The 13,953-nt window shown below is 65.7% G+C and carries 11 protein-coding genes and 1 pseudogene; 3 read left to right on the forward strand and 9 right to left on the reverse strand.

The features are described 5' to 3' along the window. Positions 1-10 precede the first annotated feature (10 nt). From RAD04_RS01405 to RAD04_RS01435, 7 genes and pseudogenes are all read right to left on the reverse strand, one after another. Positions 11-3,185, reverse strand: a pseudogene (locus RAD04_RS01405) (efflux RND transporter permease subunit). Next, positions 3,182-4,600 carry an efflux RND transporter periplasmic adaptor subunit gene (locus tag RAD04_RS01410; protein WP_461622327.1) on the reverse strand — a complete coding sequence of 473 codons (1,419 nt, stop codon included), beginning with the start codon at positions 4,598-4,600 and terminating at the stop codon, positions 3,182-3,184. Before RAD04_RS01410 ends, RAD04_RS01405 begins: the two are co-directional and overlap by 4 nt. A gap of 80 nt (positions 4,601-4,680) precedes the next feature. Beyond that, complete coding sequence (locus RAD04_RS01415) at positions 4,681-5,073, reverse strand: FixH family protein (protein WP_461622328.1); 393 nt, start codon at positions 5,071-5,073, stop codon at positions 4,681-4,683. Between the two features lie 101 nt (positions 5,074-5,174). Continuing rightward, a complete protein-coding gene (locus tag RAD04_RS01420; protein ID WP_461622329.1) occupies positions 5,175-5,540 on the reverse strand; it encodes a hypothetical protein in 366 nt (121 codons plus the stop codon). Positions 5,541-5,672: 132 nt separating this feature from the next. Continuing rightward, positions 5,673-6,650: a tripartite tricarboxylate transporter substrate binding protein gene (locus RAD04_RS01425; RefSeq protein ID WP_461622330.1), complete on the reverse strand. Its 978-nt coding sequence runs from the start codon at positions 6,648-6,650 to the stop codon at positions 5,673-5,675. 72 nt (positions 6,651-6,722) lie between these two features. After that, positions 6,723-7,625, reverse strand: coding sequence for a VOC family protein (locus tag RAD04_RS01430; RefSeq protein WP_461622331.1), 903 nt, complete (start codon positions 7,623-7,625; stop codon positions 6,723-6,725). A gap of 16 nt (positions 7,626-7,641) precedes the next feature. Further along, entirely contained in the window at positions 7,642-8,634 is a 993-nt protein-coding gene (locus RAD04_RS01435) for a zinc-dependent alcohol dehydrogenase family protein (protein WP_461622332.1), read from the reverse strand. Positions 8,635-8,746: 112 nt separating this feature from the next. Between RAD04_RS01435 and RAD04_RS01440 the strand changes: the two genes are divergently transcribed. From RAD04_RS01440 to RAD04_RS01450, 3 genes are all read left to right on the forward strand, one after another. Continuing rightward, a complete protein-coding gene (locus RAD04_RS01440; protein ID WP_461622333.1) occupies positions 8,747-9,451 on the forward strand; it encodes a GntR family transcriptional regulator in 705 nt (234 codons plus the stop codon). Between the two features lie 92 nt (positions 9,452-9,543). After that, positions 9,544-10,407 carry a fumarylacetoacetate hydrolase family protein gene (locus RAD04_RS01445; protein ID WP_461622334.1) on the forward strand — a complete coding sequence of 288 codons (864 nt, stop codon included), beginning with the start codon at positions 9,544-9,546 and terminating at the stop codon, positions 10,405-10,407. Positions 10,408-10,415: 8 nt separating this feature from the next. Continuing rightward, positions 10,416-10,994: an amino acid synthesis family protein gene (locus RAD04_RS01450; RefSeq protein WP_461622335.1), complete on the forward strand. Its 579-nt coding sequence runs from the start codon at positions 10,416-10,418 to the stop codon at positions 10,992-10,994. Positions 10,995-11,012: 18 nt separating this feature from the next. Here the strand turns inward: RAD04_RS01450 and RAD04_RS01455 are convergent, their stop codons facing one another. Beyond that, positions 11,013-12,905 carry a TRAP transporter large permease gene (locus RAD04_RS01455; RefSeq protein WP_461622336.1) on the reverse strand — a complete coding sequence of 631 codons (1,893 nt, stop codon included), beginning with the start codon at positions 12,903-12,905 and terminating at the stop codon, positions 11,013-11,015. Beyond that, positions 12,902-13,927 carry a TRAP transporter substrate-binding protein gene (locus RAD04_RS01460; protein ID WP_461622337.1) on the reverse strand — a complete coding sequence of 342 codons (1,026 nt, stop codon included), beginning with the start codon at positions 13,925-13,927 and terminating at the stop codon, positions 12,902-12,904. Before RAD04_RS01460 ends, RAD04_RS01455 begins: the two co-directional genes overlap by 4 nt. Positions 13,928-13,953 lie beyond the last annotated feature (26 nt).

The raw sequence follows: 13,953 nt of genomic DNA on the forward strand, positions 1-13,953 counted from the left end.
TCCCGCGATCCTATTCGGCCGCTTGCGGAGCGCGCATGCCGTTCTCCGTTTCAACGGCAGGCTGGTCGGCGAGCGCCGATTGCTCGCCATCAGGCAGCCCCCGCCCCTTCACCAGCCCGAAGATCGCCGGGATCACGACCAGCGTCAGCAATGTCGAGGAGATCATCCCGCCGATCATCGGCAGCGCGATGCGCTGCATGATCTCCGAGCCGGCACCGGTGCTCCACATGATCGGCAGCAGGCCCGCCATGATGGCAACCACCGTCATCATCTTGGGCCGGACGCGCTCGACCGCGCCGACCATGATGGCATCGTGGAGGTCGCGCCGGGTGAAGACCCCGCCCTTGGCATCGCGCGGCCAGCGCGTGATCGAGATAGATCAGCATCACGACGCCGGTCTCGGCGGCGACGCCGGCAAGCGCGATGAAGCCGACGGCGACCGCGACGGACAGGTTGAAGCCGAACCACCACATCATCCAGATGCCGCCGACCAGCGCAAACGGCAGCGATAGCATCACGATCAGCGTCTCGGTCATGGCCCTGAAGTTCAGGTAGAGCAGCAGGAAGATGATCGTGAGCGTCACGGGCACGACGATCTTCAGGCGGGCGGCGGCGCGTTGCAGATATTCGTACTGGCCGCTCCAGACGACATAGGTGCCGGCGGGAGACTGGATACTTTCCGTCACCGCGCGTTGCGCGTCCGCGACGTAGCTGCCGATGTCGCGATCTCGGATGTCGACATAGATGTAGGTCGCCAGCTGGCCGTTCTCGGTCCGGATCGATGTCGGCCCGCGCGCCGGCTCGACCTTCGCCACCTCGCCGAGCGGCACGGCGCCGCCCGCGGGCATCGGCACCAGGATATCACTCGCGATCGCCTTGGGATTGTCGCGCAGATCACGGGGATAGCGCATGTTCACCGTGAAGCGCTGCCGTCCCTCCACGGTCGTCGTGACTGTCTGGCCGCCGAGCGCGGCCGCGATGGTGTCCTGAACGTCCTGGATCAGGATGCCGTAGCGGGCGAGCGCCTCCCGATCCGGGACGATCTCGAGATAGTAGCCGCCGATACCGCGCTCGGCGTAAGCCGACGACGTGCCCGGGACGGTCTTGATCACCCGCTCGACCTGCCGCGCCAGCCGGTCGATCTCGATGAGGTCGGTGCCCATGACCTTGACGCCGACAGGCGTGCGGATGCCGGTGGAGAGCATGTCGATGCGCGCCTTGATCGGCATGGTCCAGGCGTTGGAGACGCCGGGAAACTGCAGCGCCTTGTCCATCTCCGCAATCAGACTGTCGATGGTGACGCCGGGCCGCCACTGCTCCTTCGGCTTCAGATTGACCACCGTCTCGAACATTTCGGTCGGCGCCGGATCGGTCGCGGTCGCCGCCCGTCCCGCCTTGCCGTAGACGGAGGCGACTTCGGGGAACGACTTGATGATGCGATCCTGAATCTGCATCAGCTCGGCCGCCTTGGTGACGGAGATGCCGGGCAGCGTCGTCGGCATGTAGAGCAACGTGCCCTCGTTCAGCGCCGGCATGAACTCGGTGCCGAGCTGCCGCGCCGGCCAGATCGTGACGGCAAGGACTGCGAGCGAGGCCAGGATCACCAGCGTCCTGGCGCGAAGCACGCCCTTGATCACGGGCCGGTAGATCCAGATCAGGAAACGATTGATGACATTTTTGCTCTCCGGCACGATCCGGCCGCGGACGAAGATCACCATCAGCGCGGGTACAAGCGTGACGGACAAGAGGGCGGCGGCTGCCATCGAGAAGGTCTTGGTGAACGCCAGCGGGCTGAACAGCCGCCCCTCCTGCGATTCCAGCGTGAAGATCGGCATGAAGGACACGGTGATGATCAGCAGGCTGAAGAACAGCGCGGGGCCGACCTCCGCGGCGGCATCGATCAGGACCTGAACACGGGACTGATCGGGCCTTGCCCGCTCGAGGTGCTTGTGGGCATTCTCGATCATGACGATCGCGGCATCGACCATGGCGCCGATCGCAATCGCAATACCGCCCAGGCTCATGATGTTGGAGCCGAGGCCGAGCAGCTTCATGGCGCCGAACGCCATCAGCACGCCGACCGGCAGCATCAGGATCGCGACCAGCGCGCTGCGGACGTGCAGCAGGAACACGATGCAGACCAGCGCGACGACGATGCTCTCCTCGAACAGCGTATGCTTGAGCGTGTCGATGGCCGCATAGATCAGGTTGGAGCGATCGTAGACCGGCACGACCTCGACCGATTTCGGCAGGCTGCTCGCGATTTCCCTGAAGCGCTTCTTGACGTTCTCGATGACGTCGAGCGCGTTGACGCCGAAACGCTGCAGCACGATGCCGCTCGCGACCTCGCCCTCGCCGTTCAACTCGGTGATGCCCCTGCGCTCGTCCGGTCCAAGCTCGACATTGGCGACGTCGCGGAGCAGCACCGGCGTTCCGCCGGCGGTCTTCAGCACGATGTTGCCGAGATCGTTGATGCTCTTGATATAGCCCTTGCCGCGGATGACGTATTCGAACTCGGCGAGCTCGACGGTGCGCCCGCCGACGTCGGCGTTGCTGGCGCGGATGGCGTCCCGGATCTTCTGCATGCTGATGCCGCGGTCGCGCATCCGCTGCGGATCGAGCACGACATTGTACTGCTTGACGAAGCCGCCGATGCTGGCGACCTCGGCGACCCCTTCGGCCTTGGCCAGCGCGAATTTCAGATTCCAGTCCTGGATCGTGCGGGTGTCCGCCAAGTTCAATTCCTTCGACAGGACCGCGTACTGGTAGACCCAGCCGACGCCGGTGGCGTCGGGCCCGATGGTCGGGCTGACGCCGGCGGGAAGCCGCGAGGCCGCGCCGTTGAGGAATTCCAGCACGCGCGAGCGCGCCCAATAGATGTCGGTGCCGTCCTCGAAGATCACGTAGACGAACGACGCGCCGAAGAAGGAGAAGCCGCGCACCACTTTCGATTTCGGCACGGTCAGCATCGCCGTCGTCAGGGGATAGGTGACCTGGTCCTCGATCACCTGCGGCGCCTGACCGGGATATTCGGTGTAGACGATGACCTGCGTGTCGGAGAGATCCGGGATTGCATCCAGCGGCAGGTGGATCAGCGCATAGAGGCCGGCGGCAGCCGCAAAGCCGGTGCCAAACAGCACCAGCAGCAAATTGCGCGCCGACCAGGCGATGATGCGGGCGATCATTTGTGCTCTCCCGCCGCATGGCCCGCATCGGACGCCTGAGGCGCTCCCTCCGCAAAACCCTTGAGCGCGGCCTTCAGATTGCTTTCCGCATCGATCAGGAAGGTGGCGGATGTGACCACCGCCTCGCCGTCGGCAAGCCCGTCCCGCACCTCGATGTAGCCGCCGCCGCGCCGGCCGAGCTTCACCTCACGCGGCTCGAAGCGCCCTTCCCCCTTGTCGACGAGGACGGCCTGGCGCGTGCCGGTGTCGAGCACCGAACTATCCTGGATCGCCAGGACGGGCGCGCTATCGGCCGTGTCGATCTCGGCATCGACATACATGTCCGGTAGCAGCGCCGCATCGGGATTGGCGAGCTCGATCCGGACGCGAACCGTCCTGGTGTCGCGGTTCACTTGCGGATAGACCACGGCGATCTTGCCGCTGAAGATACGGCCGGGAAAGCTCCGCGCGCGCACCGCCACCGACTGCCCCACCGCGATATGGCCGAGATCGCGCTCGGCGACGTCGACCAATGCCCAGACCAGCGAGGTGTCCGCAATCCGGAACAGCACGTCGCCGGGATTGGCGCGCATGCCTTCGATCGCGTTGCGCTCGAGCACGATGCCGTCGCGTGGCGCCGACCAATGCACGGTGACAGGCGCAACGCGCGTCCGCTCCATCTCGGCGATGACCTGCTCGGGCACGTCGAGATTGACCAGCCGTTGCCGCGAGCCGCGGCCGTACATCTCGACGCCGCCCACCGTCTTCGAGGTGATCGTCGCGAGATATTCCGCGGCGGCGGACGCGACCGCCGAACTGTAGATCTCCATCAGCGGCTGGCCCGCCGTCACGCGCGTGCCGGTGGTGACGTCGGCGACTTTCTGCACGAAGCTTTCGGCGCGCATCGCGATGACAGAGACGCGGCGCTCGTCGAGCTGGATCGTGCCGGGTGCCTTCACCGCGACGCGGATCGCGCGCCGCCGGGCGGGCTCGGACTTGACGCCGGTGCGCTGGATTTTGCCCGGCGACAGCTTCACCGTGCCGTCGTCGACCTCGTCGCCTTCGTAGACGGGGACGTAGTTCATCCCCATCGGATCCTTCTTCGGCACCGGCGAGGTGTCGGGCAGGCCCATGGGATTGCGGTAGTAGAGGATTTTTCGCGAGGAAGTCGCCTGCGGTGGCTTTGGTGCCGTCGCAGCCGCCTGACCGTCCTCATAGACCGGCAGATAATCCCGGCCGCGGTCGTCCTGCTTCGGAGCAGCGGACCAGAGCGGCGCGCCGCTGGGATCGCGATAGTAGAGCGGAGTCCGATCCGCCTGGGCCGGAGCCGGGGTCGCCTCGGCATGAACGGACCAGCGTCCGTCGTGCGAGGACCAGTACGCGCCCATAGCCAAGCCGGCCAGCGCGAGAGTTGTCAGGAGACGTAGCGTCTTCATGGTGTGCCTTCGCGCGCCCGGCGCGCATCCATGTGAATGGGACAGAGAAAGTTCGGACGCCGCGGGCGGCGTCCGCACGCTCACTTGGTCGCCGTGACGATCACCTTGCCGGTGACGGTCTCCACCTCGCCCTGCACCTTGGCCGACAACGTGACCTGGTAGCGGCCGGCCATCGGCAGATCCGTGCGGAAGGCATAGACGCCCGGCTCCTGCGACGGCAGCGGCGCCACCGCCGATTCCATCTCGGCCATTCCGTCCGGGGCCATGTCGACGCGGGTCTTGAAGATGACGGCGTCCGCCACCGGCTTGCCGGTCTGCTTGTTGGTCAGGCGAACCGAGAGCGTGACGTCGTCGCCCTTCTTCGTTTGCGCAGTGACCGGCTCGAAGGCGTAGTCGCCGGGGCCCGCCATCGCCGCGGAGGCGGCAAGCGAAAGGGTGGCGGCGAGCGCCGCGGTGGTGAATCTGGAAAGCATTGTCCTGTCCTCATGATCTGATCTTTCGCCGTGGCGCGTGAAGCGCGCACGTCAGTCGTCGTCGCGCGCAAACGTGCTGCGCGCGTTCGACTGTTGCGAGATCAGATTCGAGGAGGTCGGAAGGGAGGACTGCCGCGGGAGAAGGAGACGACTTGGTCCGCGGGAATGGCGATCGTGCTCACCGCTACGGCGAAATGCCAGAAGACGACGGGCCTGATGGCATCGAGTGCGATGGTGCCGCCGACGCAGCAGAAGCCCATCCCGCATTTGTAACCGCCGGTCTGGGACGGCGTCCCCTTCATGTCGGGGCAGCAATCGTCCATCGCCATCCCGGCGTCGCTGCCCATCTGCATGGTCGCCGGCATGTCGTCCGACGACATGGCAAGGCCGGATGCGGACGCGCCAACGGGCAGCATCGCCAGGGATATGGCGATTGCGAATGCCAGGATGGTACGGACGAGGCGCATCTTTATCGAGTTACCTTATCAAGGTCGCAGCGTAACTCTCGTAGCATATCCCAGTGCCGGTCGCGCTTGTTGATCCGGATCAAGCATTCGTGAGCAGGGCCCGGCCGGTACCGACCCTGCCGCCGGCCCGGCTCAGATCTTCGGGATCTTCGCGCGCTCGACCACGCCGGTCCATTTGGCGATCTCGGTCCCGATCAGCGTCTTCATCTCCTCCGGCGAGCTGCCGCGGACCTCGCCGCCGACGGCCGTCTCCAGACGCTGCCTGAGCTCGGGATCCCTAAGCGCCTCCAGCGTCGCGGCATTGAGCGCGGCGATGATGGCGGGCGGCGTTCCCTTGGGCGCCAAGAGGCCAGCCCAGGTGCGCACGTCGTAGCCCTTGATGCCGGCTTCCTGCACGGTCGGGACATCGGGCAGCAACGCCGTGCGCGTCGGCGAGGTTACCGCCAGGCCGCGGATCGCGCCGCTCTGGATCTGCGGGGCGAGCAGCACGGGCGTGCCGACGATGACGGGAACGTCGCCGCCGAGCAGCGCGGTGACGGATTGGGAATCGCCGCGATACGGCACGTGCACGATCTCGACGCCGGCGGTGGCGTTGAGCAACTCTCCCGCAAGATGATGCGTGCTGCCGAAACCGACCGATCCGAAGCTGAGTGAACCCGGCTTTGCCTTGGCCATGGCGATGAGCTCACCCAGCGATTTTGCGGGGTAGTCGCTGCGCACGGCGATGACGAGCGCGTAGTAGACCAGCGTCGAGATCATCTCGAAGCTCTCGGCCGGTTGATAGGCGAGGCTCTTGTAGGTCGCCGCGGAAATCGCGTGCGCGCCGGTGACGAGGCCGAGCGTGTAACCGTCGGGCGCCGCCTTGGCGACCGCGTCCGCCGCGATGTTGCCGCCGGCACCCGGCTTGGCCTCGACGATGATCGGCTGCCCAAGCTTCTTCGACAGCCCGTCGGCGATGATGCGCGACAGCGTGTCGGCGGCGCCGCCGGCGGCAAAGCCATGCAGCAGGCGGATCGGACGCGACGGATAATTGTCCGCCGACGCCGGGATGGTTGCGAGACAACCACCAAGCAGAAAAATGGCCGCAGCAAGCCGCTTCATCCCTCGCATGGATGCTTCTCCCTCAATTGTTATGTCGTTGGCCGCAACGCGCGCGGCGTCGTTCAGGTCGAAATGAATTCGCTAGCGCGCGAACTCCGTGCATTCAGGCGATGGCGGCATGCCCCAGACGTCGCGCGGCAGCCCGACCCAGACTTTTGGCCGCTGCGGACGATCACGATGCCAGGGACGCGGCTCGAAATAGCCGAGCTCCTCGTCCACCATCCGGTCGAGGTCATGGAACAACTCGACCAGATGTCCGTCGGGATTGCGGTGATAGATCGCCGTGTTGTGGCCCGGGCCGTGACGCACCGGTCCCCAGAGCACCGGCAGCTTGTGCCGCGCCAGAAGATCGCAGGCCCGATGCATGTGCTCGGGACCGCGCAGCTCGAACGCGAAATGATGCAGACCGCGGCCAGGCGCGAGCGCGAAATTCAACGTGTGATGCTCGAAGCCGCTGCGCATGAACACGAAGCGATCCTCGATCCAGTCGGAGACCCGCAGCCCCATTACGTTCGCGTAGAATTCCGAAGCGGCTTTTGGATCGGGCGTGCGAAGGGCGACATGGCCGAGCTTGGCCACAGCGAGCCCGCCGATCCGCTCCTGCGTGGGCGTGGGCGTCCAGCCCTGGATCAACTCGAAACGTGTCCCTTCGGGATCGCTAAACGACAGCAGCCGGGACACACCAGGCAGGGGATCGCTCCGAAGCTCGGGCCGTAAGTCCGCCTGCTTGAGCGCGGCGCCCAGCGCCTCGATCTGGACCTCCGGGGAGATCTCAAAGGCGATGCTGCTAAGTAGCGCATCGCCAGGCTCGATCACGAGCGAGAGCTGCTCGGAATCGCTGGCGAGGAAAATGCGGTTGCCATCGCGGGCAACGAGGCCAAGTCCGATCACGCCGCGATAATAGTCGAGCAGCCGCTCCGGATCGGGCGAGGTGAAGGTCGCGTGTCGCAGCCGGGTGAAACGTGCAATGGGTGCTTGTGTCATCGTGCGGTCCATCCCCTCATGGAATCATGATGATCTTGCCGAGCGCGGAGCCCTGCTCGAGCAGCGTATGGGCTTTCCTGACCTCGTCGAGCTTCAGCACCGCCGAGATCGCCGGCTTGATCGCATTGCGGCTCAAGGCCTCGATCACGCTGCGCATCAGGGCACGGCGTCCGTCACGATCGTGGTCGTAGATGTGGAAGGAGAAGCAGCGTATCGCCGGACAGATGTCGAGATGATCGCGCATCGCCGCCATCAGATTCTCTTCCGGCAATCCGGCGAAGGCGTTGTACGAGAGCAGCGTGCCCCATTTGCCGAGCGCGCCGAGATAAGAGGTGAACTCGGCCCCGCAGACGTGATCGAGCACGACGCCGACGCCCTCACCATTCGTCAGCTCGCGGGTGCGCGCCACGACATCCTCGGTTCGGTAGTAGACGATGTGATCGGCGCCGTTGGCCTTGGCGAAGGCGGCTTTCTCTTCGGTGGAGACGGTGCCGATGACGGTCATGCCAGCAAGCTTGGCCAGTTGCACCAGCGCAGTGCCGACGCCGCCGGCTGCGCCGATCACGAGCGCGCTTGCGGGCGCGCGGGGATGGCGGCATTCGTGCAGCAGCGCGTAAGCGACCTGATAGTTCGACAGGCACACGGCGGCCTGCAGATCGACATTGTCGGGCAGCGCGTGAACGGCATCCGCGGGCGCGACCACGTAATCGGCGTAGCAGCCGCCGCGCTGGGACAGATCGCGGGCGCTGAGCAGCACCTTCTGGCCGAGGGAAAACCCCTCGACGCCGGACCCGAGCGCAGAAATGCGCCCCGCAACATCGTTGCCGGGATTGGCCGGCAGCGGCGGCATCCATTTGTAGACGCCGCGCCGGATCAGCACGTCGGGCTGACCGACCCCGAACGCCTCAGCCCGGATTTGCACCTGGCCGGCTCCGGGCACAGGCACCGGAAGCTCGACCACCTCGAGTGCATCCGGCCCACCCGGCTGACGCACCAGCACCGCCCTCATGACTTCACGTGCTCCCTAGACCATATTTTCGAAAATCATACCGTTTACGAAAATTATTGCAAGATGCTCGTTAGCGCGGCATGTTGAGGCATCGATTCAGCGACAGATCCCCATGCCCGAGAGCGCCATCCGCCCCCGCCGCAAGGAATTCGGCAAGACCATCGCCGCCGACATCACGCATCGGCTGCGCGAGGAGATCATTGCCTGCGCCCTTCCGCCCGGCGAGCCGCTGCGCTTCGACGTGCTGCGCGAACGGTTCGGCGCGAGCTTCACGACGCTGCGCGAGGCGCTGACCGCGCTTGCCGCCGAAGGGCTGGTCGATGCGCAGGAGCAGCGCGGCTTTCGCGTGGCGCCGGTCAGCCGCCAGGATCTGGTCGAGGTCACCGATGCAAGGGTGCTGATCGAGGTGGAATTGATCCGCCGCTCGATCGAGCGGGGCGATGACGATTGGGAAATCGCCGTGATCTCGACCCTGCACCGCTTGAAGCGAATCGAGCAGCGCGATCCCGAGCATCCGCTACGCGATCCCGAATGGAAGATCGCGCATCGCCAATTCCACCAGGCGCTGGTCTCCGCCTGCGGCTCGGCCACGCTGCTCGCCATTCGCGCCGAGCTGTTCGACCGCGCCGAGCGCTACCGGCATCTCTCCGCCAATTTCCGGCCGCGCCCGCGCGATAAGGCCGGCGAGCACCAAGCCATCATGCAGGCCGCCATCTCGCGCAACGCGGATCTCGCCGTGCAGCTGATCGAGACCCATATCCGCTCGACCTCCGACAACGTCGCCAAATACGCCGGCCATCTGCTCGACGCCGAATAGGCGACCGGCATTTTTGCGCCGTGGGCTTGCGCCGAGACAAATTTTCGAAAATAATACGCTTGATCGAAAATAGAAACCCTTGGGGCGAAACCATGAAGCTGCTGTCGTTCTTGGATGGAAATCGGGAAAGCTGGGGCGCCGTTGTCGAAAACCGCGTGGTGGATCTGGGCCGCGCCCTGCCCCAGTACCCGACGCTCGCGGACTTCCTCGGCAGCGATGACTACACCAGGCGCGAAGCGATCGTCGCCGGGCACAAGCCGACGCTGGCGCTGAGCGACGTCAAATATCTGCCGGTGATCCCGCGGCCCGAGAAGATCGTCTGCGCCGTGCGCAACTATCTCGACCACCACAATGAAGCGGTGGCGTTCGGCATGAAGCGCGAGATCACGGAATTTCCGCCGATCTTCCTGCGGGTCTGGCGCTCCCAGGTCGCGCACAACGCGCCGGTGATCCGCCCGAAGGTCTCGGACAATTTCGACTGGGAGGGCGAGCTCGCCGTCGTCATCGGCAAGGGCGGCCGTCACATCAGCCAGGCCGATGCATGGAATCATGTGGCGGGCTATTCGATCTACAACGACGTCAGCGTGCGCGACTGGCAACGTCATGCCCAGCAGATCGCCTCCGGCAAGAACTTCGTCGGCACCGGCCCGTTCGGACCGTGGCTGGTCACGCCGGACGAGATCGGCGATCCCACCAAGCTCAAGCTCGAAACGCGCGTCAACGGCGCGACCGTGCAGTCCTCCGACACCTCGATGCTGATCTTCTCGATCCCGCGGCTGATCGAATATTGCTCGACCATTTTCGATCTCGTCCCCGGCGACGTCATCGCCACGGGCACGCCGGCCGGCGTCGGCTTCACCCGCAAGCCGCCGATCTTCCTCAAGCCGGGCGACGTGGTCGAGGTCGAGATCGAGAACATCGGCGTGCTCAGCAATCCCGTCGTGGACGAGGCGTAGGGCCGCCGATGTCCTACGATATTCGCAAGACCGCGCTCAGCGTCGAGACCATCTGGCATGAGCGCGGCCCACGGCTGGAGCAGCCGCTGCTGGTCGGAACCGCCGTCGCGGTGATCCGCAATCCTTTCGCCGGACGCTATGAGTCCGATCTGATGCCGTTGCAGGCGTCCTTGCGTGAGCTCGGGCGCGAGCTCGCCGGCGCGCTGATCGCGCAGCTCGGCGGTGCGCCGCGGATCGAAGCCTACGGCAAGGGCATCATCGTCGGCGAAGACGGCGAGCTCGAGCATGGCGCCGTCTGGCACGAAGCCGGCGCCCATGGCATGCGCGAGGTGCTCGGTCAGCCGAAGGCGATCGTCCCTGCTGCTAAAACCATCGGCGGTCCCGGCACGCGCCTGATGGTGCCGCTCGGCCACATCCATGCCGCCTATGTCCGCAGCCATTTCGGCACCGCGGAGATGACGCTGTGGGATGCCCCACGGCGCGACGAGATCGCCTTCGGCCTCGTGATGGCAACCGGCAGCCGACCGCACGCGCGCATCGGCGGCCTCAAGGCATCCGAGATCTCCGTGCATGACGGGCAGCGCTGAGCGCCGCCCCTCTCCGCGTCACAGGAAGCCGGTCGAGATCCACGGGATCGCCGCGACGATCAGCGTGCCGATCAGCAGCGCCACGATATAGCCGACGATCGGCCTGATACCCTCGTCGGGACTGATGCGGCTGATGGCGCAGGCCGCGTAATAGCCGACGCCGAATGGCGGGGCGAACAGGCCGATGCCCATCGCGAGCACGACGACCATCGCGTAGTGCACTTCGTGCACGCCGACTTGGCGGGCGATCGGAAACAATAGCGGCCCGAATAGGACGATGGCGGGGATGCCTTCCAGCACGCTGCCCAGAATGACGAAGGCGAGGATGGTCACGCCGAGAAAGACAGGCGTTCCGCCCGGCAGAGCCGTCATGAACTTTGCAAGCGATGCCGAGAAACCCGATTGGGTGAGAGCCCACGCCATCCCTGTCGCAGCGCCGATGATCAGCAGGATCGCGCCGGAGAGTGACGCCGTCTCCACCAGCATCGGATAGAGCCGGCGCCAGGAGAACTGGCGATAGATCAGAAGCCCGGTGAGAACCGAGTAGACGATGCCGATGGTCGACACCTCGGTCGCGGTGGCGACGCCCTCGACCACTGCGGCGCGAATGACGAAGGGCAGCGCCATTGCCGGGATGGCAATGACGAAGGCGCGGCCGATCTCCCTCCCCGTGGCCCGCTTCACATGCGACAGGTCCTCACCCCGGTATCGCCACCAGACCACGGCGCAAAGACCGATGGCGAGCACGATGCCGGGCAGTAGCCCCCCGGTGAACAGCGCCGCGATCGACACTCCCGTCACTGAGCCGATGGTGATCAGCACGAGCGACGGCGGAATGGTCTCGGTCTGGGCCCCGGTCGCCGCGAGCAGCGCGACGAGATCACCGGGCCTGGCGCCGCGCTTGGTCATCTCCGGAAACAGCACCGGCGCCACGGCGGCCATGTCGGCCGCCTTCGAGCCGGAGATGCCCGACACCAGGTACATCGCGCCGACCAGCACATAGTGCAGGCCGCCGCGCACGTGGCCGAGCAGGCTGGCGAGAAAGCCGACCATGGCCCGCGCCATGCCGGTCATCTCGATCAGCAGTCCGAGGAACACGAAGAGCGGCACGGCCAGCAGGATCAGATGGCTCATGCCTTCGTCCATGCGCCCGATGATGACCATCTCGGGCGTGTTCGTCGTCAGCGCCAGGTAGCCGACGGTGGCAAGACCGAAGGCAAAGGCGATCGGCACCGCCGCCAGCACCATGGCGCCGACGATGACCACGAAGAAGATCAGCAGGTTGAGATTGCCGAGCGGTTTCAACACCGGCGCGATGAGAACGAGCGCGGTGATGATGCCTGCGACGAGCACCGCGGCCGCCAGCAGGCTGCGCAGGCTCGAGATGCGGGCGAGCCGCAGGACCGCCGCGATCAGCATCAATCCGATGCCGACGGGTAACGCGGCAGCCCGCCAACTGTTGACGATTTCGAGCGCCGGCGTCGTGACGAACACCTCGTCGGCCGCGAACTCGTAGGCGGGATGGATCACCAACAACAGGAACGCCAGCGATGCCGCGGCGGCAACGACATCCAGGAAGGCACGTGCGCCGGGACGGAGCATGCCGACGATGGCCGTCATCCGCATGTGCTCACCGCGCTGGAACGCGATCACCGATCCCAGCATGGCGAGCCACAGGAACAGGATGCCGGCGAGTTCATCGGCCCAGATGATCGGAGCGTGAAAGACATATCGTCCGACGATGCCGGCCGACAAAACGACGATCTCGGCGAGCACCAGGAGTGCCGCCGGGATCGCAACCACATGACCAAGCACCTTGTTGGCCGCGACGGCCCAGCGGTGCACACCGGATTGAGGCACTGCGACCGCGGCGCCCTGATCGATCCCAGGCATATGGTTGATCGCGGTCATGACAGCTTGCCCGCCGCTTTCTCGAGCTGAGCCCAGGCCTCATCGCCGAACTTGGCCTTCCAGTCGGCATAAAAGCTGGTCTTCGCCAGGGCCTGGCGGAACGCGCCGCGGTCGACGTCGATGAACTGCATGCCCTTGGCGGTCAGGTCGGCGCGCAAGGACTCGCTGAGCTTGGCGACGTCGGCGCGCTCGTCCTTGGCCGAGCGATCCAGCTCGCGCGTCACGATCCCCTGCACATCCTTCGGCAGCTTTTCGAAAGCGCGCTTGTTGCCGAGGATCCAGTAATTGTCCCAGACGTGTCCGGTCAGGGAGCAGGTCTTCTGCACCTCGTACAGCCGGGCCGTCGCGATGATCGGCAGCGGATTTTCCTGACCGTCGACCACCTTGGTCTGGAGCGCGGAGTAGACCTCGTTGAAATTGATCGGCGCGGGACCCGCCCCAAGCGCCTGGAACAACGATGTCAGATTGGGGGCGGCCGGCACGCGCAGCTTGAAATTCTTGAGATCGTCCGGCGTCCTGATCTCGCGGCCGGACGACGTGACGTGGCGGAAGCCGTTGTCCCAGGGGCTCGACACCGCCATGATCGGCGTCCGCGCGATCTGCGCGCGGATATAGGCGCCGAGCTCGCCATCCATCGCCTTCCAGACCGCGTCATAGTTCGTGAAGAGAAAGCCGAGGTTGACGATGCCTGCAGCCGGCACCAGCGTCGCGAGGATCAGCGAGGACAGGTTGAAGAACTCGACGCCGCCGTTGCGGACCTGCGTCAACAGGTCGGTATCCGACCCGAGTTGGTTGGCCGGAAACAGGTTGATCTCGAGCCGGCCGCTCGTCGCCTCGCGAATGCGGTCGGCCGCTTCCTTGGCGCGGATGTTGACGGGATGCGTCGGATCCTGCCCCGTCGCGAGCTTGTAGGTGAATTCCGCGGCCGAGGCCGGGCGGGTGAGAATGGCACATAGCGGCACGGTGGCGCCGGCCATGAGCAACTTGCGGCGGCTCAGGGTTATCGGCTTGCGCAAGGTCATCGTTTCCTCCTGTCGAGCATGGATTG

Source organism: Bradyrhizobium sp. 25ACV (assembly GCF_054863005.1).

Coding starts and splice junctions, on each gene's coding strand:
- RAD04_RS01410 (WP_461622327.1), bottom strand. CDS start 4,600: ATGAAGACGCTACGTCTCCTGACAACTCTCGCGCTGGCCGGCTTGGCT.
- RAD04_RS01415 (WP_461622328.1), bottom strand. CDS start 5,073: ATGCTTTCCAGATTCACCACCGCGGCGCTCGCCGCCACCCTTTCGCTT.
- RAD04_RS01420 (WP_461622329.1), bottom strand. CDS start 5,540: ATGCGCCTCGTCCGTACCATCCTGGCATTCGCAATCGCCATATCCCTG.
- RAD04_RS01425 (WP_461622330.1), bottom strand. CDS start 6,650: ATGCGAGGGATGAAGCGGCTTGCTGCGGCCATTTTTCTGCTTGGTGGT.
- RAD04_RS01430 (WP_461622331.1), bottom strand. CDS start 7,625: ATGACACAAGCACCCATTGCACGTTTCACCCGGCTGCGACACGCGACC.
- RAD04_RS01435 (WP_461622332.1), bottom strand. CDS start 8,634: ATGAGGGCGGTGCTGGTGCGTCAGCCGGGTGGGCCGGATGCACTCGAG.
- RAD04_RS01440 (WP_461622333.1), top strand. CDS start 8,747: ATGCCCGAGAGCGCCATCCGCCCCCGCCGCAAGGAATTCGGCAAGACC.
- RAD04_RS01445 (WP_461622334.1), top strand. CDS start 9,544: ATGAAGCTGCTGTCGTTCTTGGATGGAAATCGGGAAAGCTGGGGCGCC.
- RAD04_RS01450 (WP_461622335.1), top strand. CDS start 10,416: ATGTCCTACGATATTCGCAAGACCGCGCTCAGCGTCGAGACCATCTGG.
- RAD04_RS01455 (WP_461622336.1), bottom strand. CDS start 12,905: ATGACCGCGATCAACCATATGCCTGGGATCGATCAGGGCGCCGCGGTC.
- RAD04_RS01460 (WP_461622337.1), bottom strand. CDS start 13,927: ATGACCTTGCGCAAGCCGATAACCCTGAGCCGCCGCAAGTTGCTCATG.